The 22,118-nt window shown below is 74.6% G+C and carries 21 protein-coding genes and 1 tRNA gene; 12 read left to right on the top strand and 10 right to left on the bottom strand.

Going from position 1 to position 22,118, the window contains the following annotated elements:
* Positions 1-118: 118 nt before the first annotated feature.
* On the top strand, positions 119-1,657 hold the full coding sequence (locus E4U92_RS25350; RefSeq protein WP_137302751.1) for an RICIN domain-containing protein: 1,539 nt from the start codon (positions 119-121) through the stop codon (positions 1,655-1,657).
* 125 nt (positions 1,658-1,782) lie between these two features.
* A complete protein-coding gene (locus tag E4U92_RS25345) occupies positions 1,783-2,781 on the top strand; it encodes a DMT family transporter (protein ID WP_137302750.1) in 999 nt (332 codons plus the stop codon).
* On the opposite strand, the gene hutI is transcribed toward E4U92_RS25345, so the two are convergent.
* The 4 genes from hutI to hutU all read right to left on the bottom strand — a co-directional run bounded on the left by hutI (position 2,721) and on the right by hutU (position 8,225).
* A complete protein-coding gene (gene hutI, locus E4U92_RS25340) occupies positions 2,721-3,896 on the bottom strand; it encodes an imidazolonepropionase (RefSeq protein ID WP_137302749.1) in 1,176 nt (391 codons plus the stop codon). The two genes, E4U92_RS25345 and hutI, sit on opposite strands and share 61 nt — an antisense overlap.
* 68 nt (positions 3,897-3,964) lie before the next feature.
* Positions 3,965-5,308 (bottom strand): formimidoylglutamate deiminase, encoded by a 1,344-nt coding sequence (locus E4U92_RS25335; protein ID WP_137302748.1) that lies wholly within the window; start codon positions 5,306-5,308, stop codon positions 3,965-3,967.
* Complete coding sequence (locus E4U92_RS25330) at positions 5,305-6,507, bottom strand: allantoate amidohydrolase (protein ID WP_137302829.1); 1,203 nt, start codon at positions 6,505-6,507, stop codon at positions 5,305-5,307. The genes E4U92_RS25335 and E4U92_RS25330 overlap by 4 nt, the downstream gene beginning before the upstream one ends.
* Positions 6,508-6,560: 53 nt before the next feature.
* Entirely contained in the window at positions 6,561-8,225 is a 1,665-nt protein-coding gene (gene hutU / locus E4U92_RS25325) for a urocanate hydratase (protein WP_137302747.1), read from the bottom strand.
* 312 nt (positions 8,226-8,537) lie between these two features.
* On the opposite strand from hutU, the gene E4U92_RS25320 reads away from it, so the two are divergent.
* From E4U92_RS25320 to E4U92_RS25300, 5 genes are all read left to right on the top strand, one after another.
* Complete coding sequence (locus E4U92_RS25320) at positions 8,538-9,854, top strand: type III PLP-dependent enzyme domain-containing protein (protein ID WP_229862600.1); 1,317 nt, start codon at positions 8,538-8,540, stop codon at positions 9,852-9,854.
* 169 nt (positions 9,855-10,023) lie between these two features.
* The gene (locus tag E4U92_RS25315) at positions 10,024-10,416 is read left to right on the top strand and encodes a hypothetical protein (protein WP_137302746.1); all 393 of its coding nucleotides are present in this window, start codon (positions 10,024-10,026) and stop codon (positions 10,414-10,416) included.
* Positions 10,417-10,418: 2 nt separating this feature from the next.
* Positions 10,419-11,252 carry a transcriptional regulator gene (locus E4U92_RS25310; protein ID WP_174864008.1) on the top strand — a complete coding sequence of 278 codons (834 nt, stop codon included), beginning with the start codon at positions 10,419-10,421 and terminating at the stop codon, positions 11,250-11,252.
* 34 nt (positions 11,253-11,286) lie between these two features.
* Complete coding sequence (locus E4U92_RS25305) at positions 11,287-11,805, top strand: roadblock/LC7 domain-containing protein (protein ID WP_137302745.1); 519 nt, start codon at positions 11,287-11,289, stop codon at positions 11,803-11,805.
* 14 nt (positions 11,806-11,819) lie between these two features.
* The gene (locus E4U92_RS25300; protein ID WP_137302744.1) at positions 11,820-12,194 is read left to right on the top strand and encodes a roadblock/LC7 domain-containing protein; all 375 of its coding nucleotides are present in this window, start codon (positions 11,820-11,822) and stop codon (positions 12,192-12,194) included.
* Between the two features lie 7 nt (positions 12,195-12,201).
* Here the strand turns inward: E4U92_RS25300 and E4U92_RS25295 are convergent, their stop codons facing one another.
* Positions 12,202-12,795 (bottom strand): hypothetical protein, encoded by a 594-nt coding sequence (locus E4U92_RS25295; RefSeq protein WP_137302743.1) that lies wholly within the window; start codon positions 12,793-12,795, stop codon positions 12,202-12,204.
* A 133-nt stretch (positions 12,796-12,928) separates the two neighbouring features.
* A complete protein-coding gene (locus tag E4U92_RS25290; RefSeq protein ID WP_137302742.1) occupies positions 12,929-13,765 on the bottom strand; it encodes a MurR/RpiR family transcriptional regulator in 837 nt (278 codons plus the stop codon).
* A gap of 166 nt (positions 13,766-13,931) precedes the next feature.
* On the opposite strand from E4U92_RS25290, the gene E4U92_RS25285 reads away from it, so the two are divergent.
* Positions 13,932-14,369 (top strand): hypothetical protein, encoded by a 438-nt coding sequence (locus E4U92_RS25285; protein ID WP_137302741.1) that lies wholly within the window; start codon positions 13,932-13,934, stop codon positions 14,367-14,369.
* Between the two features lie 403 nt (positions 14,370-14,772).
* Here the strand turns inward: E4U92_RS25285 and E4U92_RS25280 are convergent, their stop codons facing one another.
* The gene (locus E4U92_RS25280; protein WP_137302740.1) at positions 14,773-16,161 is read right to left on the bottom strand and encodes a cystathionine beta-synthase; all 1,389 of its coding nucleotides are present in this window, start codon (positions 16,159-16,161) and stop codon (positions 14,773-14,775) included.
* Between the two features lie 150 nt (positions 16,162-16,311).
* Here E4U92_RS25280 and E4U92_RS25275 point away from each other — a divergent pair, with 150 nt between their 5' ends.
* From E4U92_RS25275 to E4U92_RS25265, 3 genes are all read left to right on the top strand, one after another.
* Positions 16,312-17,334, top strand: a complete 1,023-nt coding sequence (locus E4U92_RS25275; protein WP_137302739.1) for an SGNH/GDSL hydrolase family protein — start codon at positions 16,312-16,314, stop codon at positions 17,332-17,334.
* 224 nt (positions 17,335-17,558) lie between these two features.
* Positions 17,559-18,779 (top strand): acetyl-CoA C-acetyltransferase, encoded by a 1,221-nt coding sequence (locus tag E4U92_RS25270; RefSeq protein WP_137302738.1) that lies wholly within the window; start codon positions 17,559-17,561, stop codon positions 18,777-18,779.
* 291 nt (positions 18,780-19,070) lie between these two features.
* The gene (locus E4U92_RS25265) at positions 19,071-19,841 is read left to right on the top strand and encodes a hypothetical protein (RefSeq protein WP_174864012.1); all 771 of its coding nucleotides are present in this window, start codon (positions 19,071-19,073) and stop codon (positions 19,839-19,841) included.
* 12 nt (positions 19,842-19,853) lie between these two features.
* On the opposite strand, the gene E4U92_RS25260 is transcribed toward E4U92_RS25265, so the two are convergent.
* Entirely contained in the window at positions 19,854-20,165 is a 312-nt protein-coding gene (locus tag E4U92_RS25260) for a hypothetical protein (RefSeq protein ID WP_137302736.1), read from the bottom strand.
* A gap of 101 nt (positions 20,166-20,266) precedes the next feature.
* On the opposite strand from E4U92_RS25260, the gene E4U92_RS25255 reads away from it, so the two are divergent.
* Entirely contained in the window at positions 20,267-20,497 is a 231-nt protein-coding gene (locus E4U92_RS25255; RefSeq protein WP_067233714.1) for a DUF4287 domain-containing protein, read from the top strand.
* Positions 20,498-20,623: 126 nt separating this feature from the next.
* Here E4U92_RS25255 and E4U92_RS25250 read toward each other — a convergent pair whose 3' ends face one another.
* Both E4U92_RS25250 and E4U92_RS25245 read right to left on the bottom strand, forming a co-directional pair.
* A complete protein-coding gene (locus E4U92_RS25250) occupies positions 20,624-21,526 on the bottom strand; it encodes a Bax inhibitor-1/YccA family protein (RefSeq protein WP_137302735.1) in 903 nt (300 codons plus the stop codon).
* Positions 21,527-21,787: 261 nt separating this feature from the next.
* Positions 21,788-21,871 (bottom strand) — tRNA-Leu (locus E4U92_RS25245).
* Positions 21,872-22,118 lie beyond the last annotated feature (247 nt).

Genomic DNA, 22,118 nt, shown 5'->3' with positions numbered 1-22,118 from the left:
CCCTGGTGCTCCGGCTCCCGCCGTTACCCCGGGAAACCTCCCCAGGCGCCCCCGCGGCCACTATGGTCACCCCCACTTCAGACTGACCAGTACGTCAGTGTCCGGTGAGGAGGGGCCCATGGCCCAGGGTGAGCGCGCCGGGGACGGCGTGCCCGCGGGCGGTTCCGACGCCCGGCTCGTCGCACTGCTCCGGGCCGCGCCGGCGACCGCGTACCCGGCGCTGCGGGAGCTGCGCGCCCGGCACGACGCGGCGGTGCTCGCCTACGCCCGCCTGTGCACGAGCGGCGACCCTGCCGCCCGCCGCCTCGCCGCGCAGGCCTTCACCCTGGCAGCGCGGGAGACCGCCCGCGGCACCGACCCGGGGCTGCCCTGGCGGCACCAGCTCCTGCTCCTGGCGGCCCGGGTCGCCGGCGAGTGGGCCGCCGACGAGCGGTCCGCCGGTCTCGACCCCGGCCTGCTGCTGGTCCTGAACACGGCCGGCCCGCGCGGCCCCGTCCCGCCGCTGCTCAGCGCCTTCCAGTCGCTCCCCTCCCGCGACCAGGGCCTGCTCTGGTACGGCGTGGTCGAGCGCGAGCCCGTGGAGCGCACCGCGGCCCTGCTGGGCCTGACCCCCGCGGACGTCTCCTACGGCATCGCGCCCGCCCTGCAGTCCCTGGCCGGCGCCGCGCTGCGGCACCGCCTCGCCGCCTCCGACGATCCCCGCTGCCCGGACTTCCGGCGGCTGATCGAGCAGTCCGTCCGCACCGACGCGCCGCGCCCGAGCCCGGACCTGGACGCCCACAAGGCCCACTGCCCGCACTGTGCCACCGCCCACGAGGAGCAACGCGCCCTGCGCGACGCCCCGCGCGGCACGCTCGCCGAGGGGCTGCTGCCGTGGGCCGGGACGGCGTACGCCGCCGAGGACCGCGACCGGCCCGCCCCGCACTCCGCCGGACCCGTCGGGGCCGCCGCCGTCCGGCCGCCCTCCCGCCGCCTGGTGCTCGTCTCGGCCGCGCTGGGGGTGGCGCTGGCCCCGGTGCTGGTGCTGCTGGTCGCCTCCGCCGACTCGCGGGACCGGCAGGGCGCGGGGGCCGCGAGCGGCGCGCCGCCGAGCGTCCCCCCGGTGACGGTGACCGCCACGGTGTCCGTGCCGGCGCCGGTCCCCAGCCCGAGCCGTCCCTCCGCCTCCCCCTCCCCCTCCCCCACGCGCACGACGCGCCCGCCCTCCCCGCGGCCCACGCCGAAGCCGACGCCCACCCCCTCGCCGACGCGGGCGCCGGGTGCGGCGTTCGCGCAGGTCGTGAACGTCGCCTCGGGCCGCTGCCTGGAGGTGGCCGGTGACTTCTCCGACGGCACGGACGTGCTCACGGTTGCGTGCTCGTCGTCGGTGAGCCAGCGCTGGCGGTTCGACGCCGGCCGGGGCGTGCTCCAGTCGGCCGCCGACCCCGACTTCTGCCTGGACAGCCGCGGCTCCGTCGACCGGGGCGTGGGCGTGTGGACGTGCTCGTCGGTGTACGGCGGCAACGGCGAGAACCTGACCTTCCTGGTCGACCCGGACGGCACGGTCCGCCCGGCGATCGCCCTGGAGACGGCCCTGGCCGAGGACGGCTACGGCGGCCTGACGTTCGCCCGCCTGGACGACGGCGCGGACCAGCGCTGGCGGGCCGGGGCGCGGTGAGCGCCGGCGCCCCGGCCGCCGGGCCCCGCGTTCACCTGGTGGAACGCGCTCGGCACGCGCGCGGGGCGCGGCTACGCTGAGCCGGCCTTCCGACCGCGCGGGGGCCCCGACCACCGAGGAGTGCGATGTCCGCCCCCGCCGCCCGCCCCGGCCGTCCCGCCGCCCCCGGCCGCCTCGCGGACCTGCCGGTCCTGCTGGTCGCGGTGGTGTGGGGCTCCAGCTATCTCGCCGCCAAGGGCGTGACCACCACCGACACCGTGCTCGCGGTCCTGGTGCTGCGGTTCGCCGTGGCGCTGCCGGTCCTGGTGGTGGCCGGCCGGCGCGGGCTGCGCGCGCTGAGCGCCGTGCAGCTGCGCGGGGCAGGGCTGCTGGGGCTGGTCCTCGCGGGCATCTTCCTGCTGGAGACGTACGGCCTGGTCCGCACGTCGGCCACGAACGCGGGCCTGATCATCAGCCTGACAATGGTGTTCACGCCGCTCGCCGAGAGCCGGGTGCGCCGGACCCGGCTGCCCGGGTCGTTCCTCGCGGCGGCGGCCCTGTCGGTGGTCGGCGTCGCGCTGCTGACGCAGGGCGCGGGCTTCACGGCGCCGTCGGGCGGTGACCTGCTGATGCTGGGCGCGGCGGTGGCCCGTACGGTGCACGTCCTCGCCATGGCCCGCATGGAGTCGGTGCGCGGCGCGGACGCGCTGTCGTTGACGACGGTCCAGCTGGGCGGCGCGGTCGCGGTGTTCGCGCTGCTGGTGGCGCTGCCGGGCACGGGCGCGTCGCCGTGGGCGGCGGCGTCCGCGTTCGACGGCGGCGACTGGCTGGGCCTTGTCTACCTCGCGGTCTTCTGCACGCTGTTCGCGTTCTTCGTGCAGATGTGGGCGGTGCGGCGCACCTCGCCGTCCCGGGTCAGCCTGCTGCTGGGCACCGAGCCGGTGTGGGCGGCGGCGGTCGGCATCGCGCTGGCCGGCGACCGGCCGGGGTGGCCGGGGTACGTCGGCGCGGTGCTGGTGCTGGCCGGCACCGCGTGGGGGCGGGCGGTGGCCGACCGGGAGCGGCGCCCGCCCGTGCCGCCCGCTCAGACCACCCGCTCGCCCCGCCGCCAGACCCCGGAGACCAGCGGGACGCCCGGCCGGTAGGCCAGGTGGACGTGGCTGGGCGCGTCCAGGAGGGTCAGGTCGGCGTACGCGCCGGGGGTGAGGCGGCCGATGTCGGTCCGGCGCAGGGCCGCGGCGCCGCCCGCGGTGGCCGACCACACGGCCTCGTCGGGGGTCATGCACATGTCCCGCACGGCGAGCGCGATGCAGAACGGCACCGACGAGGTGAACGACGAGCCCGGGTTGCAGTCGGTGGACAGGGCGACCGTGACACCCGCGTCCAGCAGCCGGCGGGCGTCCGGCCACTCGGCGCGGGTGGAGAACTCGGCGCCGGGGAGCAGGGTGGCGACGGTGCGGCTGTGGGCCAGCGCGTCCACGTCCGCGTCGGTGAGGTGGGTGCAGTGGTCGGCGCTGGCCGCGTCGAGCTCGACGGCGAGCTGGACGCCGGGGCCGTGGGAGAGCTGGTTGGCGTGGATGCGCGGGTGCAGGCCCTTGGCGCGCCCGGCGGTGAGGACCGCCCGGGCCTGGTCGCCGTCGAAGGCGCCCTTCTCGCAGAACACGTCGATCCAGCGGGCGTGCGGGGCGCAGGCGTCGAGCATCTCGCCGGTGACCAGGGCCACGTAGGCGGCCGGGTCGTCGGCGAACTCGGGGGCGACGATGTGGGCGCCGAGGTAGGTGACCTCGTCGGTGTGGGCGGCGGCGAGGCGCAGGGCCCGGGCCTCGTCGGCGGCCGTCAGGCCGTAGCCCGACTTGGTCTCCATGGTGGTCGTGCCCTGGCGGAGCGCCTCGCCGAGGTAGCGGGTCAGGGTGCGTCCGAGCTCCGCGTCGCTCGCGGCGCGGGTGGCGGCGACGGTGGTGCGGATGCCGCCGGCGGTGTACCCGCGGCCGGACATGCGGGCGTTGAACTCCTCGGTGCGGTCGCCCGCGAAGACCAGGTGGGAGTGGGAGTCCACGAAGCCGGGCAGCACCGTCCGGCCGGCGGCGTCGACCCGGTTGTCAGTGGCGGGTGCTTTCCTGGATTCACCGGTCCACGCGACGCGGTCGCCGTCGATGACGACGGCCGCGTCGCGGATCAGTCCGAGGGGGGATGTGTCGCCGAGGGAGGGGTCGTTGGTGACCAGCGTGGCGATGTTGGTGATGACGGTGCTGCTGCTCATGGTGTCCTCGGGGCGGGCGGCGGCGGTGGCTGCGGGCGGGGCGACGGCGGGGGCGGTGCGGGCGGGGGTCAGGCGCGGAGGACCTCGACGGCCTCGGCCAGGGCCCGCGGCACGTCGGGGACGCGCGTGTGCGCCCCGTCGCGCACCACGTGCCGGCCGGCCACGACCGTGTGCCGTATGTCGGCCGCCGACGCCGCGAATACGGCCGTCTCGGCGCCGAGCCGGGGCACCGGGCCCACGGTCCTGACCGAGTCCAGCGCGATCGTGGTGAAGTCGGCGAGCGCGCCCGGCTCCAGGGTGCCCGCGTCCGGCCAGGCGAGCGCCGCGTGGCCGTCGGCGGAGGCCGCGCGCAGCAGGGCGGCGGCGGTCCAGTGGCCCCGGGTGCGGGTGCGCAGCCGCTCGTTCAGCTCCATCGCCCGCGCCTCCTCGAGGAGGTCGATCACGGCGTGGCTGTCGGAGCCGAGGCTCAGCGGGGAGCCGGCGCGCTGCAGGGCGACGGCGGGGCCGATGCCGTCGGCGAGGTCGCGTTCGGTGGTCGGGCACATGCAGGTGCCGGTGCCCGAGTCGCCGAGCAGGGCGATGTCCTCGTCGGTGAGGTGGGTGCTGTGCACGCCGGTGGTGCGCGGGCCGAGGACGCCGTGGTCGGCGAGCAGCCGGGTGGGCGTGCGGCCGTGGGCGGCCAGGCAGGCGTCGTTCTCGGCGGTCTGCTCGGAGAGGTGGACGTGCAGCGGGGCCCGCCGCTCCTCGGCCCAGCGGGCCACGGTCGCCAGTTGCCCGGCGGGCACGGCCCGCACCGAGTGCACGGCGGCCCCGATCCGTGCGTGGTCCCGTTCCTTGAGAAGTGAACAGCGTGCGGCCCAGGCGTCCGCGGTGCCGTCGGAGAAGCGGCGCTGGTGGGCGTTCGGGGGTTCGCCGAAGCCGGAGGACAGGTAGCAGGTGTCGAGGAGGGTGATGCGGATGCCGGCGTCGGCGGCGGCCTCGATCAGCGCCTCGCCCATGGCGTTCGGGTCGGCGTAGGGGGTGCCGCCGGGGGTGTGGTGCACGTAGTGGAACTCGCCGACGGCGGTGACGCCGGCCAGGGCCATCTCGGCGTACACCGCGCGGGCGAGGGCGTGGTAGCGCTCCGGGGTGAGCCGGTCGGCGACGGAGTACATGACCTCGCGCCAGGTCCAGAAGGTGCCGGAGCCCACCTGGACGGTGCCGCGCAGGGCGCGGTGGAAGGCGTGGCTGTGGGCGTTGGCGAGGCCCGGCAGGGTCAGACCGCGCAGCACCTCGGCGCCCGGGGGCGGGGCGGGGGTGTCCGTGCGGACGGCGGTGATGCGCCCGTCCCGTACGTCGAGGGCGACGCCCGGCTCGACGGCGGGGTCGAGCCAGGCGTGCTCCAGCCAGTACGTCCGCTGCGGGGAGGTCACGTGCAGGCCAGTCCTTCCAGTACGTCGGCGAGGGCGCTCACCCCGGCCAGGCAGTCGTCCTCGGCCGCGTGCTCGGCCGGGGAGTGCGAGACCCCGGTGGGGTTGCGCACGAACAGCATGGCGGTCGGGACGCGGTCGGACAGGATCCCGGCGTCGTGTCCGGCGCCGGTGCCGAGGACGGGGACCGTCAGCTCGGCGTCCCGGCCCAGGATGCGGGCGAGTTCGTCGCGCAGGGCGTGGTCGAACTCGACGACGGGGGTGAAGGACTCCCGGACGACGTCGAGGTCGACGCCGTGCGTGTCGGCGTAGGCGCGGGCGGCCTTCTCGATGCCGGTGACCACCGTGTCCAGGGTGTCCTGGTCGGCGGCGCGGGAGTCGAGCCAGCCGCGCACCAGGGAGGGGATGGCGTTGACGCCGTTCGGCTCGACGGAGATCTTCCCGAACGTGGCGACGGCGCCGGCGAGTTCCGCCTCGCGGCGGGCGGCGAGCACGGTCTCGGCGTACGACAGCATCGGGTCCCGGCGGTCGGTGAGCCGGGTGGTGCCGGCGTGGTTGGCCTCGCCGCGGAAGTCGAACCGCCAGCGGCCGTGCGGCCAGATGGCGCTGGCCACGCCGACCCGGTCGCCGCTGAGGTCGAGGGCGCGGCCCTGCTCGACGTGCAGTTCGACGAACGCGCCGATGCGGGCGAGCCGTTCGGGGTCGGGGCCGATGGCGTCGGGATCGTGGCCCGCGGCCTCCATGGCCTGCGGCAGGGTGACGCCGTCGCCGTCGGTGAGCCGGTGCGCCTGCTCGACGGTGAGCCGTCCCGCGGTCAGCCGGGAGCCGACGCAGGCGAGCCCGAACCGCGCGCCCTCCTCGTCACCGAAGTTGACGACGGCGAGCGGCTTGGTGGGGCGGGCGCCCCGGGCGAGCAGTTCGTCGAGCGCGGCGAAGGACGACACGACGCCGAGGGGGCCGTCGAAGGCGCCGCCGTCGGGGACGGAGTCCAGGTGCGAGCCGGTGACGACCGCGTCCCCGGCCTGCGGGTCGCCGAGCCAGGCCCACTGGTTGCCGTTGCGGTCGAGCTCGTGGACCAGTCCGCGCGCCTCGGCCTGCGCGCGGAACCAGTCCCGGCACTCGGCGTCGGCGCCGGTCCAGGCGAACCGGCGGTAGCCGCGGGAGTCGGGGTGGCGGCCGACGGGGAGCAGGTCGCGCCACATCTCCTGGAAGCAGGCGCCCGCCCGCCACCCCGCCGGGCCGCTGCCGTGCTCAGTCACGCCGGGTCACCCTCGCGCATCGGCACCCGCACGCCGCGCTCCGCGGCGACCGACTCGGCGATGTCGTAGCCCGCGTCGACGTGGCGGATCACGCCCATGCCGGGGTCGTTGGTGAGCACCCGGCGGATCTTCTCGCCGGCCAGTGCCGTGCCGTCGGCGACGGTGACCTGTCCGGCGTGGATCGAGCGGCCCATGCCGACGCCGCCGCCGTGGTGGAGGGACACCCAGGAGGCGCCGGAGGCCACGTTGACCATGGCGTTCAGCAGCGGCCAGTCGGCGATGGCGTCGGAGCCGTCGAGCATGGCCTCGGTCTCGCGGTACGGGGAGGCCACGGAGCCGCAGTCGAGGTGGTCGCGGCCGATGACGATCGGCGCGGCCAGCTCGCCGGAGGCGACCATGTCGTTGAACCGCTCGCCGGCCTTGTCACGCTCGCCGTAGCCGAGCCAGCAGATGCGCGCGGGCAGGCCCTGGAAGTGGACGCGCTCGCCGGCCATCTTGATCCAGCGGGCCAGCGACTCGTTCTCCGGGAAGAGCTCCAGGATCGCCTTGTCGGTCTTCGCGATGTCGGCGGGGTCGCCGGACAGGGCGGCCCAGCGGAAGGGGCCCTTGCCCTCGCAGAACAGCGGCCGGATGTAGGCGGGGACGAAGCCGGGGAAGGCGAAGGCGCGGTCGTACCCGGCGAGCTGGGCCTCGCCGCGGATGGAGTTGCCGTAGTCGAAGACCTCGGCGCCGGCGTCCTGGAAGCCGACCATCGCCTCGACGTGCCGGGCCATGGACTCGCGGGCGCGGGTGGTGAAGCCGGCCGGGTCCTTGGCGGCGGCGTCGGCCATGTCCTCGAAGGCGGTGCCGACGGGCAGGTAGGCCAGCGGGTCGTGGGCGGAGGTCTGGTCGGTGACGATGTCGATGGGCGCGCCCATGGCCAGGAGCTGCGGCACCAGTTCGGCCGCGTTGCCGAGGACGCCGATGGACAGCGGGCGGCGGGCGTCGCGGGCCTCGACGGCCAGGTGCAGCGCGTGGTCGAGGGAGTCGGCCTTCACGTCGAGGTAGCGGTGCTCGATGCGGCGGTCGATGGCGCGCGGGTCGCAGTCGACGCAGATCGCGACGCCGTCGTTCATGGTGACCGCGAGGGGCTGGGCGCCGCCCATGCCGCCGAGGCCGGCGGTGAGGGTGATGGTCCCGGCGAGGGTGCCGCCGAACTTCTTCGCGGCGACGGCGGCGAAGGTCTCGTAGGTGCCCTGGAGGATGCCCTGGGTGCCGATGTAGATCCAGGAGCCCGCGGTCATCTGCCCGTACATGGTCAGGCCGAGGGCCTCCAGGCGGCGGAACTCCTCCCAGTTCGCCCAGTCGCCGACCAGGTTGGAGTTGGCGATGAGGACGCGCGGGGCCCACTCGTGGGTCTGCATGACGCCGACCGGGCGGCCGGACTGGACCAGCATGGTCTCGTCCTGCTTGAGGGTGCGCAGCGTGCGGACCATCGCGTCGAAGGAGCGCCAGTCGCGGGCCGCCTTGCCGGTGCCGCCGTACACGACGAGCTTGTCGGGGTGCTCGGCGACCTCGGGGTCGAGGTTGTTCTGGAGCATCCGCAGGGCGGCTTCCTGCTGCCAGCCCAGGGCGCTCGGCTCGGTGCCGCGCGGTGCTCGTACGGGGCGGGGTCCCGACATCGTCTGCCTCCTCCGGTTACTACTTCTATTCACATCCTGTCCTTGTGAATAGGGCTAGTCAATACCGGGCCCGGCCCGACACCTCCCCGGCACGGGTGTTTGGCTGGATGCCGGCACCGGCCCGGCCCGACGGGCGCGGGCCTCGGCGAGGGCGACGGGACGGGAGACGACGTGGGCGACCTGGACGACGGGCACGGGCACGACGCGCACGAGCACGAGCACGAGCACGAGCACCGGGACGGCGGCACAGGCGGCGGGCGGGAGCACGGCGACGACGGGGCCGGCGCGCGGGCGGCGCGGCGGGACGAGGCGGTGCGGGCCGCCGTGGAGCAGGGCCTGCTCGGTCCGGACGCCCCGCTCGTCGGGCTGCTGGACGTCACCGGCATCCGGCAGGCCGCGGCGGGGCTGCGCTCGGCGTTCGAGGCGGTCGTCGCGCCCGGCACGCCCGTGCTGCACGCCTTCGCCGTGAAGGCGGCCCCGCTGGTGCCGGTGCTGCGGCTGCTGTGCGAGGCCGGGCTGGGCGCGGAGGTGGCGAGCCCGGGCGAGCTGGCGCTGGCCACGGCGGCGGGCGTACCACCGGGGGCGACGGTGCTCGACTCGCCGGCGAAGACCCCGGCCGAGCTGCGCGAGGCGCTGGCGCTCGGCATCGCCGTCAACGCGGACAACCCGCAGGAGCTGGCCCGCCTGGACGCGCTGGTCGGCGCGGGCCCGGTCCGCTCGCCCGTCGGGCTGCGGGTGAACCCGCAGATCGGCGCCGGGTCCATCGAGGCGCTGTCGACGGCGACGGCCACCTCGAAGTTCGGGGTGGCGCTGCGCGACGAGGGGGCGCGCGAGTGGGTGCTGCGCGCGTACGAGGAGCGGCCGTGGCTGACGCGGCTGCACGCGCACACCGGGTCGCAGGGCGTGCCGCTGGCGCTGATGGTGCGGGGCGCGGCGGAGCTGTACGCGCTGGCCGAGGAGATCAACGCGCGTGTGGGGCGGCGGCAGGTCGACACGCTCGACATCGGCGGGGGGCTGCCGGTGAACTTCGCCTCGGAGGCGACGACGCCGACGTTCGCGCAGTACGCGCGACTGCTGCGCGAGGCGGTCCCGGGGCTGCTGGACGGGCGGTACGGGCTGGTCACCGAGTTCGGGCGGGCCCTGCTGGCCGAGCAGGGCACGCTGGTGGCGCGGGTGGAGTACGCCAAGGGCGCGGGCGGGCGGCCGGTGGCGGTGACGCACGCGGGCGTGCAGGTGGCGACGCGCACGGTGTACGACCCGGGCGCCTGGCCGCTGAGGATCCTCGCCTACGACGCGAAGGGGCGGCCGAAGGAGGGGCCCGCGGTCGTGCAGGACGTGGCGGGGCCCGCGTGCTTCGCGGGCGACCTGCTCGCCGAGGGGCGCGCGCTGCCGTTGCTCGAGCAGGGCGACCACGTGGCGGCGCCGGACACGGGCGCCTACTACTTCGCCCACCACTACGGGTACAACTCGCTGACCCGGCCGGGGATCTACGGCTTCGGGCCGGACGGCGCCGGGGGCGTGGCGTTCGCGACGGTGCGGGCGCCGCAGACGCTGCCGGAGCTGGTGGCCGAGGCGGGAGGGGCGCACGCGGACGCCCTCACCACCCTGCGCGCGCCCGGGAGCCGTTGACGCACTCCCCGGGCCGGGGTGTTCAACGGACAGATGCGCGGGGGTAGTTGACCCACCTTAGTGGCTCCGCGCATGTTCCACTGGAAAATGCCAGAAGACCCACCGTTCGTACGCACCGTGCGTAACCTCTTCCTCACTCAGCCGAACCGCAGGCGGGAGGGGAGCCACGGTGCCCGGAATCGACGAGTGCCTTTTGGAGGCCATGCGACTGCCCGGAGCCCGGGGGGCCGCGCTGGTGGACTGGACGAGCGGGCTGGCGCTGGGCACGGTCGGCGAGTTCCCCGGCGGGGACCACGAGGCGGCCGCCGCCGAGGCCGCCGAGATCGCCCGGCTGGCCGCGGAGCAGCGGGCGTTCGCGCCCGTCGACGACGCCGTGGCGGCCGACCCGCCGCTGGAAGACCTGATCATCAGCAACCGCGACAGCTACCACCTGCTGCGGTTCGTGCCCACCTCGTTCGACAGCAGCGTGTTCCTGCACGTGTGCCTCGGCCGCTCGGACGGCAACCTCGCGCTCGCGCGGATCCGGCTGGGCGAGATGGCCGGACGGCTGGTGCTGGGGTGATCATGACGCACGCGGTCCCGCCGCCCCGGCTGCCGGTGCGCGACCGGGCGGCGGCCCCCGACCCCGCGGGCGGCGGCGGGGTCTCCCCCATGCTGACCCGGCTGGCCGCCGAGCGGGCCACCGGCGTCCTGGAGCGCGAGCACGGCACGCTGCACCTCGCCGACGGCCACGTCGTGCACGCCGAGAGCCCCTTCGCCCCCGGCCTGGCCGACCTGCTGCTCGCCCACGGCACCCTCACCCCCGACGCCTGGCGGCAGGCGGTGGAGCGGGCCGACGAGGAGCGCGGCGCGGGCCGGCTGCTGGTCGAGGCCGGCCTGGTCGCGCGCGGCGCGCTGGAGATCTGCCACCTGGGCGCGGTGTACGACGCCGGCTACTTCGCGCTCGCCCCCAGCAGCACCCCGGGCCGCTTCCACTACGGCACCGGGCACCTGCTGGGCGCGGTGCGGCCGGTGACCGTCGCCGAACTGGAGCGCGAGACCCTGCGCCGCCGCGCGCTGCTGCACCGCCTCTGGCCGCAGCCGCTGGTGGACACCGCGCCCCTGCTGCGCACCGCGCCACCGGGGGCGCCGGGCCCGGCCACCGCGCCGGCCGCCCGGCAACGGGCGGTACTGGCCCTGGTGGACGGGGTGCGCACCGCCCCGGACATCGCCCGTGCGCTCGGCCGGCGGGCCTTCCCCACGCTGACCGACGTGCGGCGCCTGGCGGCCGCCGGACTGGTGGCCGCCAAGCCCCCGCCGGCCGCGCCCGACCCGCCGCCGGGCATCGCCCTGCCCCCCGTGACCGACCCCGACATCACCCTCCTGAAGAGGCTCAGGGATGCGCTGGAGGCCCTTTGAACGCCTACGACCCCTCGCCGAGAGGAGAGAGCTGATGGCGGACCAGCCCGCGGTACTCGACGAACTGCACCGGCTGCGCGCCCGCGTGCCGCAGTTGACCGGAGCGCTCGCGGCCAGCGTGGACGGCCTGGTGCTCGCCCACGACACCCCCGGCGTCGAACCGGAGGGACTGGCCGCGCTCACCGCCGCCGCCCTCGGCGTCGCGATCCGCACCACCGACGCCACCGGCCGGGGCGAGCTGCGCGAACTGCTGCTGCGCGGCCACCTCGGCTACGTCGCCACCTACGCGGCCGGTGCCCACGCCGTGCTGACGCTGCTCGCCGAGGACCGCGTCAACGTCGGCCGGCTGCACCTGGAGGGCCGGCGGGCCGGCGCCCGCATCGGGGAGCTGGTGGACACCACGCCCCCGGGCCCGGCACCGGTCCCGGCCCGGCCCGCCGTCCGGCCCGCGCCCCGGACCCGCACCGCCCGCACCGCGGCCGGTCCCGCCCCGGGGCCCACGACCACCACCACACCGCGCGGCACCACACCGCGGACCACCACGGAAAGTTGAGAGGACACCCCGTCATGGCCAACACCGAAACCGCCCTCAAGGAAGCACTCGCCTCCATCGAGGGCGCGACCGGAGCCGCGCTCGTCGACTACACCAGCGGGATGGCGCTGGGCACGATCGGCGGCAGCAAGACCTTCGACCTGAACGTCGCCGCGGCCGGCAACACCGACGTGATCCGCGCCAAGATGCGCACCATGGAGCACCTCGGCCTCAAGGCCGAGATCGAGGACATCCTGATCACGCTCACCGACCAGTACCACCTGATCCGGCTGCTCACCGGCCGCGGCGGCAACGGGCTCTTCCTCTACCTGGTGCTGGACGCCAAGCGGGCCAACCTGGCGATGGCCCGCCACCAGCTCAAGAGGATCGAGGAGGCCCTGGAGGTCTGACCCGGCCTCAGACCAGCGCCGCGGTGCGGCGGCGCGCCCCACCCGGGGCCGCGTCGCCCGCCGCGATGCCGGTGCTGCGGTAGCCCTTGACGGCCTTGCCCGCGGGGCGTCCGCCGCTCCGGTCCAGCCAGTCCACGCGCACCCACAGCAGCGCGTCCGCCTCCCGCTCGCGGCGGCCCAGCCAGGCCGACTTCAGCCACAGTCCCACCGCGCAGCCCGCGAGCAGCCCGCCGCCGGCCGCCGGGACCGCGAAGGACGAGCCGAGGGCGGCCACGAAGGCCGGCAGGAGCCACCAGCGGTGGCCGCGCCGCCAGTTCCGTACGGTCACGGCCCGGTCCTGGAGCACGTCGTGCCGGCCCGCGCGGGCGGCCCCGCGCGCCAGGGTCCGGTAGCGGCGCCGTCCCCGGCAGGCCACGACGGCCGCCGCCCCGAGGAACAGCGCCGCCCCGGCGAGCACCCCGATCCGCCGTCCCGTGATGCCCGGCACCAGTACGCCGACGCCCGCCGCGACCACCCCGCACCACCACAGGGGGGCCGCTCCCGCACGTACGACGACGGCCACCCGGGCCAGACCTTGCGTTCTGCGATCCGCGCGTGCCACGTTCCGCCTCCTCGCCGTCTCGGCACGAACACGTCAGCCGGGAGCGTAGCGAGCGAACGTGAGACGACTCTGAGAAGAACACCCCGGACCCGGCACCCGACCCCGGCGCCGGGTCCGCGCACCGGCCCGTGGCTCACTCCACGAACAGCCCCCGGGCCGCCGCCCGCGCGTCGAACTCCTCCAGCCGCGCCTGGGCGTCGGGCAGGTCGTCGCACATCGCCTCCAGCAGCACCCGCCCGAGCAGCATCGGCGCGCAGGCGGTGTCGAAGGCGAGCCCGGTGCCGACGGCGGCCGGCAGCAGCAGGTCGGACACCTTGGCGACCGGCGCGAACGCCGAGTCGGCCACGGTCACCACGGTCAGTCCGGCCTCCCGGGCGTGCCCGAGGGTGTCCACCACCTCGCGGGGGTGCCGGGGCAGCGCGAAGCACAGCAGCGCGGTGGCGCCCGCGCGGACGGCGGCGTCGATCCGGTCGTGGACCATGGAGCCGCCCTCGTGCAGCAGCCGTACGTCCGGGTGGACCTTGGCGGCGAAGTAGGCGAAGCCGTACGCCTGGGAGGCGGCGGCCCGCAGCCCGAGGACGGGCAGCGGCCGGGACGCGGCGAGCACCCGCCCGGCCCGGTGCACGGGCCCGGGGTCGGCGAGCGCCTCGGCGAGGTGGCGCAGGTTCTCGATCTCGGCCTCGACGGCCTGCTGGTACTCGTTGAAGGCGCCGCCGGCCGCGTCCTGCTCGGCCGGGGCGACCTCGCGCAGGTGCCGGCGCAGCGCCGGGTAGCCGTCGAAGCCGAGGGCGACCGCGAAGCGGGTGACCGAGGGCTGGCTGACGCCGGCCAGCTCGGCCAGCTCCACGCTGGACAGGAAGGGCACGTCGGCGGCCCGCCGGACCATGCTGTGCGCGATCCGCCGCTGGGTCGGCGTGAGCCGGTGCCCCTCGAAGAGCGCCTGCAGCCGCGCGGCCGGGCTGTCCGTCATGACCGTGCTCCCCCTCGGGTCGTATTCAGTGTCCCTGAACTCTGCATGAGGTCATACAGCGGAGCAAGGGAGCACGGACGGCACCGTCGGCAGGGGCGGTCACCGGAGGGCCGACAGGGGGGCTATCCCCAGTGCGGCGGGGAGCCGGGCTCCCTAGCGTGGACGCATGACCGGAACGGACGCGCGGGACACCGAGCTCAAGAAGGAACTGAACGCCACCCTGCAGGCCCGCAGGGAACTCGGCGAGGAGTACGACTCCGCGCTCGTCGAATCCTTCCTGGAGAAGGTCGACCAGCGCATAGACGGGGCGGTCGAGCGCCGGGTCCGCCGGCAGATGGCCGAGCAGCAGATGGTCGCGGCCCGCGACGCGCGCTCCCCGAAGGCGACCGACTCCTGGGGTGAGCGCTTCGGCTTCGGCATCGTCTCGCTGGTGCTGGCGGTCCCGCTGTCGGCGATCGGCGCCGGCACGGCGCACCTGCCCGGCCTGATCGTGTCGTGGTTCGGCATCGTCGGCGTCAACGCGGTCCAGGTGGCCCGCACCCACCCGGGCCTGTTCGGCGGCCGTCGCCGGAACAAGGACACCGGGGACGACTGGACGGACTGAGCCGGGACGCCCGCGCGGACGGAGCCGCGAGGAGTGCGCGGACCGGGGCCGGGGTGAGGCGGGACGGAGTGCCGGGCGGTTTGCGCGGGGACCGCCGCACCCCCGTGAACGGGGGGCGGGACGACGGCGGTCCCCGCGGAGGACGCGGGCCGGGTCAGGCCGGGCCGCGCGTCCGTGGCGTCCTTGGAGGTCCGGGAGCCGCTCCGGAGGTCCGTGACGCCGTTCGCCGCCGGCCAGGACGGGGAGCCGCTCCCGTCCCTGCCGACATCCACCAATCTGCCTGACCCGTGTTAAGCGTGTGCTGCGTACACGTGACGCCCTCGTACCAGTCGGGCGCCGTCGCGATCGGCCCCGGACACCGCACGTTCGCCGCGTTCGGGGCCCGTTCACCGCAGCTTCGCCGCTACTTCCCGGTCTTGGCCAGGAAGGCCAGCAGGTCCTGGCGGCTGACCACACCGGTCGGCTTGCCCTCCACCAGCACGATCGCCGCGTCCGCCGCGCCGAGCACGGACATCAGGTCGGCCACCGGCTCGCCGGAGCCGACCTGCGGCAGCGGGGCCGACATGTGCTTCTCCAGCGGGTCCTCCAGCGAGGCGCGCTTGGTGAACAGCGCGTCGAGCAGCTCGCGCTCGACGATGGAGCCGACGACCTCGGCCGCCATCACGTCCGGGTGACCGGCGCCCGGCTTGACCACGGGCATCTGGGACACGCCGTACTCGCGCAGCACCTCGATGGCCTCGCCGACGGTCTCGTCGGGGTGCATGTGGACGAGGGACGGGATCGCGCCGTGCACCTTGTCGCTCAGGACGTCGGCGACGCGGGCGCTCGGACCGTCGTCCTCGAGGAAGCCGTAGTCCGCCATCCACTCGTCGTTGAAGATCTTGCTGAGGTAGCCGCGCCCGCTGTCGGGCAGCAGGACGACCACGACGTCGTCCTCGGTGAGCCGCTCGGCGACGCGCAGCGCGGCGACCACGGCCATGCCGCAGGAGCCGCCGACGAGCAGGCCCTCCTCCTTGGCCAGCCGGCGGGTCATCTGGAAGGAGTCCTTGTCGGACACCGGGACGATCTCGTCCGCGAGGGTGCGGTCGTAGGCGGTCGGCCAGAAGTCCTCGCCGACGCCCTCGACGAGGTACGGGCGCCCGGAGCCGCCGGAGTACACCGAGCCCTCGGGGTCGGCGCCGATGACCTGGACCCGGCCCTCGCTGGCGTCCTTGAGGTAGCGGCCGGTGCCGGAGATGGTGCCGCCGGTGCCGACGCCGGTCACGAAGTGGGTGATCCGCCCCTCGGTCTGCTCCCACAGCTCGGGGCCGGTGGAGTGGTAGTGGGAGAGGGGGTTGTTGGGGTTGGAGTACTGGTCGGGCTTCCACGCGCCCGGCGTCTCACGGACGAGCCGGTCGGAGACGTTGTAGTACGAGTCCGGGTGCTCCGGGTCGACGGCGGTCGGGCAGACGACCACTTCGGCGCCGTAGGCACGCAGCACGTTGATCTTGTCGGTGCTCACCTTGTCCGGGCAGACGAAGATGCACTTGTAGCCCTTCTGCTGGGCCACGATGGCGAGTCCGACGCCCGTGTTGCCGCTGGTCGGCTCGACGATCGTGCCGCCCGGCTTGAGCTCGCCGCTCTGCTCGGCCGCCTCGATCATGCGCAGGGCGATGCGGTCCTTCACGGAGCCGCCCGGGTTGAAGTACTCGACCTTGGCCAGGACGGTCGCCTTGATGCCCTTGGTCACGTTGTTGAGCCGCACCAGCGGGGTGTTGCCGACGAGGCTGATCAGCGAGTCGTGGAAATGCACCGTTGTCTCCGGTTGCTTGCAAAAAAGAGTGGTCGTCGTGGTCCCGCCAGCCTAAAGCGTGGACGGGTCGTTCACTCCCCGTCGGGATTGGGCCACCGTGCGTGCGGGGCAAGGAGTGGGTGTACGGGTTCGAGGAGGTGGCGGCGACGCATGACGAGCATGGCGAGGGCGAGGGTGGCCCGCCGCATCGCGGCCGGCGCGGCCTACGGCGGCGGTGGCATCGGTCTGGCCGGGGCGGCGCTCATGGGGCTGCTGGTGGCGGAGGCGCAACTGGCGCGGCGCCAGGTGTACGGCAACGGCGCGCAGCCGCACGTGCCGCAGGCGGACGGGGTGTACGGCCGGTCCTACGCGGTGCCGGGCGAGGAGCCGCTGCTGCTGGTGCTGCTGGGCGATTCCACCGCGGCCGGCCAGGGGGTGCACCGCGCGGGCCAGACCCCGGGCGCGCTGCTGGCGTCGGGGCTCGCGGCGGTGGCCGAGCGGCCGGTGCGGCTGCGCAACGTCGCCCTGCCCGGCGCCCAGTCGGACGACCTGGACCGCCAGGTCGGCCTGGTGCTCGGCACCGGCGGCCCGGTGCCCGACGTGTGCGTGATCATGGTCGGCGCCAACGACGTGACCCACCGGATGCCCCCGACCCGCTCGGTGCGCCACCTGTCCTCGGCGGTACGGCGGCTGCGCACCGCGGGTGCCGAGGTGGTCGTCGGCACGTGTCCCGACCTGGGGACGATCGAGCCGGTGCAGCAGCCGCTGCGGTGGCTGGCGCGGCGGGCCTCGCGGCAGCTCGCGGCGGCGCAGACGATCGGCGTGGTGGAGCAGGGCGGGCGCACGGTGTCGCTGGGCGACCTGCTCGGACCGGAGTTCGAGGCGCACCCGCGCGAGCTGTTCGGGCCGGACCTGTACCACCCGTCGGCGGAGGGTTACGCGACGGCGGCGATGGCGGTGCTGCCGACGGTGTGCGCGGCGCTGGGCCTGTGGCCCGCGGAGGAGGAGCGGCCGGACAGCTTCCGGCGCGAGGGGTTCCTGCCGGTGGCCCGGGCGGCGGCGGAGGCCGTGGAGGAGGCCGGCACGGAGGTCACGGCGGCGATGCCGGCGGGCCCGCGCGGTCCGTGGGCGCTGCTCAAGCGCCGCCGGCGCCGGCGGGTGACGGAGGCCGAGCCGGCCCGTCCGACGGCGTGACGGAGACGGAGCCGGCCCGCCCGACGGCGTGACGGGGCGGCGGTACCCGGCCCGTCACCCGGGCTGGCGCCCGGCCGCCTCCCGGCCTGCCTCCGGCCGCGACAAAGCAAGCGCTTGGAAAGTGCGGCCAGGGTCACACGACCGCAGCCGTGACCCGGGCCATACGTCCGGGTAACTTCCCAACCAGCCCTCCCATCCTTCCGACGCACCGCCCTGGAGCCGTGATGCCCGAAGCCGTCATCGTCTCGACCGCCCGCTCCCCGATCGGCCGCGCCTTCAAGGGCTCCCTCAAGGACCTGCGCCCGGACGACCTCACCGCCACGATCATCCAGGCGGCCCTCGCCAAGGTCCCCGAGCTGGACCCGCGGGACATCGAGGACCTGATGCTCGGCTGCGGCCTGCCCGGCGGCGAGCAGGGCAACAACCTCGCCCGCGTCGTGGCCGTGCAGATGGGGATGGACCACCTCCCCGGCTGCACGATCACCCGCTACTGCTCGTCGTCCCTGCAGACCTCCCGCATGGCCCTGCACGCCATCAAGGCCGGCGAGGGCGACGTGTTCATCTCGGCGGGCGTGGAGATGGTCTCCCGCTTCGTGAAGGGCAACTCCGACAGCCTCCCCGACACGCACAACCCGCTGTTCGCCGAGGCCGAGGCCCGCACCGCCGAGGTCGCCCAGCAGGAGGGCACGAGCTGGCACGACCCGCGCGAGGACGGCCTGCTGCCCGACCCGTACATCGCCATGGGCCAGACCGCGGAGAACCTCGCCCGCCTCAAGGGCGTCACCCGCCAGGACATGGACGAGTTCGGCGTCCGCTCGCAGAACCTCGCCGAGGAGGCCATCAAGAACGGCTTCTGGGAGCGCGAGATCACCCCGGTGACCCTGCCCGACGGCTCGGTCGTCGCCAAGGACGACGGCCCCCGCGCCGGCGTCACCATGGAGGGCGTCGCCGGGCTGAAGCCGGTGTTCCGCCCCGACGGCCTGGTCACCGCCGGCAACTGCTGCCCGCTCAACGACGGCGCCGCCGCGGTCGTCATCATGTCCGACACCAAGGCCCGCGAGCTGGGCCTGACGCCGCTCGCCCGGATCGTCTCCACCGGCGTCTCCGGCCTCTCCCCCGAGATCATGGGCCTCGGCCCGGTCGAGGCGAGCAACCAGGCCCTGCGCCGGGCCGGCCTGACCATCGACGACATCGACCTGGTCGAGATCAACGAGGCGTTCGCGGCCCAGGTGATCCCCTCCTACCGCGACCTGGGCATCGACCTGGACAAGCTGAACGTCAACGGCGGCGCCATCGCCGTCGGCCACCCCTTCGGCATGACCGGCGCCCGCATCACCGGCACGCTGATCAACTCGCTCCAGTTCCACGACAAGCAGTTCGGCCTGGAGACGATGTGCGTCGGCGGCGGCCAGGGCATGGCCATGGTCATCGAGCGCCTGAGCTGAGGCCGTTGACCACCTGAGCGTGACCTTCACGGCACTCACCGTGATACATCGGCCCGGAGTTCGGGACACCACCGAACTCCGGGCCGATTTGTGATCCAATTTCCCCCAGGATGTGACCTATCTCGCTCGCATCAGGGAACGCGCAGTTCAGAGGCGCTGCATCACCGAACCCCAGGTCCAAAGTCCTGCCCGTTTCGTGACGTTACGCACTGACAGCTGGATAGTCCGCCCTTCAAGCTGATGTAGGAAGTCGGGGGTCGACTTTGAACCGGGAGTACGTCAGTGAGCGCCATGCCGATCGCCCTGCTGGTCACCACGGCCGCCACCGGTGCCGTGGGCGTCGCCGTCCTGCGCACCCTGCTGAAGCTGCGCCGGCAGGTCGCCGCCCTGCACGTCCAGCTCGCCGAGAACCACGCCGCGGCGGCCCGCGGCCTGGTGCCCGCCGCGCGGACCACGTCTGACGCCGCCGAGATACGGGCGGCGGTCGCCGAGGCGCTGGCCGAGGAGCGGGAGCGGGAGCTCGCCGAGGCGCGGGCGTTCTGGGCCGCCCAGGAGACGCGGGACGCCTCCGACGCACCCACGCTGCTCGGGCTGCCCGACAGCGAGCTGTTCCTGCCCCGGCAGGCCGACTTCGCGGGTCTGGAGCCGCTGGAGCCGGTGACCGAGCCGGACGAGTTCGCCGCGGACTCCCCCGAACTGGCCGCGGCCCGCCGCCGCCACCCCTCCCACCCGGACTTCGTGCCGGTGCAGTCACCGGTCGTCAACGACCACGAGCGCACCGTGGCGACGCTGGAGGAACTGGCCGCGTCCCGCGTGGAGCTGACCGACGTGCGCCCCGGTCCCCTCGGCACGCTGGACGTCTACGTCTTCGCCGACGGCACCACCCTGTGCATGACGCCAGGTCACCGCGAGACCGCCGAGCGCCTGGCGGCCGCCCTCACCGCGGGCGAGGCCCCGGTGCTCCTCGGCGGCTCGGGCATCTCGGGCGCGTACACCCTGACCTTCGCGTGCGGCGAGGAGAACGTCTACATCCTGGCCGACCGGGTCATCGCGTCCCTGTGAGCGGGGCGGGTGTCAGACACCCGCCCGCTTCTGCGCCTCCTCGATCACCCGCACCGCCCGCTCCACCTCGTCGTCGGCGGACAGCACGACCGCCAGGTCGTTCGCGGCGACGGAGAGTTGGTCGGCGGCGGCGAACATGCCCGCGTCCGGCATGATCCGCGGCTCCGATCCCGGCCGCTCCAGTTCCTGCGCCCACCGCGCCAGTTCCCTGGCCGCCTCGAGCGCCTCGGCCGCCGCCCCGCGCTGCAGGCGCGACTGCGGTGCCGCCCGCAACCGGTCGGCGAAGTGATCAACGGCTCGGCTCAACGGCGTCGTATCCACCACGGGCCCGAGCGTACGCGCCGCTGCCGCACTGTTGCCAACGGCCGAACGCTCAGGCACGGTGACCTGAAGGACCGGCTCACACCCAGCATCCGGAGGCGCCGATGTCCCAAGTCTTCTCCGAGGAGACCCATCGCAACATGCTCGCCCGCATCCCCCACTGCACCGGTCGTGAAGTCTCCGACTGGCTGCGCACCGTCGACGAAGGCCCGGCCCTCTTCCGCTTCGAGGAGAAGGTCAGCTGGCTGCGCCACGAGCACAACCTCGCGTACGGCCACGCCAAGGCGATCATCCACGAGTACGACCTGAGGAGGGCCGCGCGCAAGCTGCTCTAGGCGCGCACGACGACGGACGACGACTCAGGACGACGACGGGGGACGACGGGGGACGACGACGAAGGGCCCCGGGAGAACCCGGGGCCCTTTCGCCTGGCCGCGCGCGTGCGCGCGTGCGGCTCCTCGCTAGTCGTTGCTGTTCAGGATCGCGATGAGCCGCAGGAACTCGAGGTAGATCCACACCAGCGTCAGCGTGAGGCCGAAGGCCGCGAGCCAGGCCTCCTCGCGCGGGGCGCCGTAGGCCACGCCGTCCTCGACCTGCTTGAAGTCCAGGGCGAGGAAGAGCGCGCCGAGGATGACGCCGATGACACCGAAGACCACGCCGAGCGCGCCGCTGCGGAAGCCGAGGCCGTCACCGCCGCCGAAGACCGCGAACAGCAGGTTCACCGCCATCAGCAGCACGAAGCCGAGCGCCGCCGCCATCACGAAGCCGTAGAACCGCCGCGTGACGCGGATCCAGCCCGCCTTGTACGCCACCAGCACCGCGGCGAAGACCGCCATGGTGCCGATCACGGCCTGCATGGCCGCGCCGCTGGCGATGCGGTTGTCGACGACGCTGGAGACGACGCCGAGGAAGACGCCCTCCAGGGCGGCGTACGACAGGATCAGCGCGGGGGCCGGCCGGCGCTTGAAGGACTGGACGAACGCCAGCACCATCGCGACGAGCGCGGCACCGATGCCGATGCCGTAGGACCGGCCGATGTGGGCGTCGTCGACCGGCAGCAGCGCCCAGGCCAGGGCGGCCGTGACGACCAGGATGCCGAGCGTGGTCGCGGTGCGCGCGACGACGTCGTCCATCGTCATCCGGCCGGCGGTGGTCACCGGGGCGGGGGGCGCACCGGCGGCCTGCTGGGCGTAGGGGTCGGTGGCGTACGGGTTCTGCGCGTAGGGGTTGCCCGCCTGCTGTGCGTACGGGTTGCCCTGCGTGGCGACGGCGGGTCCCCCGGCCTGCGGCGCGGCGTCGAAGCCCGCGTAGCCGTTGTCGCGGCTGAACCCCCGTCGCGAGAAGACCGGGTTTCTGCTCCTCATTTCACTCCTCCATGGCCACCTCGCGCGGCCTTGGCTCAAGAGTAATGGAAAGGCAAAGGATTGACTCTAGTGCTTGAGGAGGATCTTTCCCTGCCCGTATCGCGGAACACGCTACGCGTCCGTGTGATTCCCGGCAGCGGGCGGGCGGCCGTCATGACCGAGCTGGGACACGTCCGGTACCGGCCGGAGACTTCTCCACCGGCTGTGGGGGGATGCGGTCGACGCCTGGAAGGAGGGCGCGGCCACCGCGCCGGTCGGAGGTGCCCAGAGCCGGACTTGAACCGGCACGCCCACGAAGGGGCAGCGAGGTTTAAGCTCGCCGTGTCTGCATTCCACCATCTGGGCAAGTCAAGGGCTCCGCGTCGAGGCCGAGACTATCGGGACCCGTCCTGCGAACAGGGGCCGGACGGCTCGATGTTGTCTTATTTTATTGACGTCTGAGGGTGCATCAGCACCGGGATCGCGCCATCCACACGTGCCAGAAGGCCTCCTGGCAGCGGTCAGCGGCACATGCGGAATGACGGGATTTCACCGCTTGAACCAAGGTGCCTCACCGGTTCTTCGCACAACCGCCCGTGCGGCGGCCCGGACG

Origin of the sequence: Streptomyces galbus (assembly GCF_005280195.1) — a bacterium.
GTDB lineage: Bacteria > Actinomycetota > Actinomycetes > Streptomycetales > Streptomycetaceae > Streptomyces > Streptomyces galbus.
This window is presented reverse-complemented; position numbering and strand designations above follow the sequence as displayed.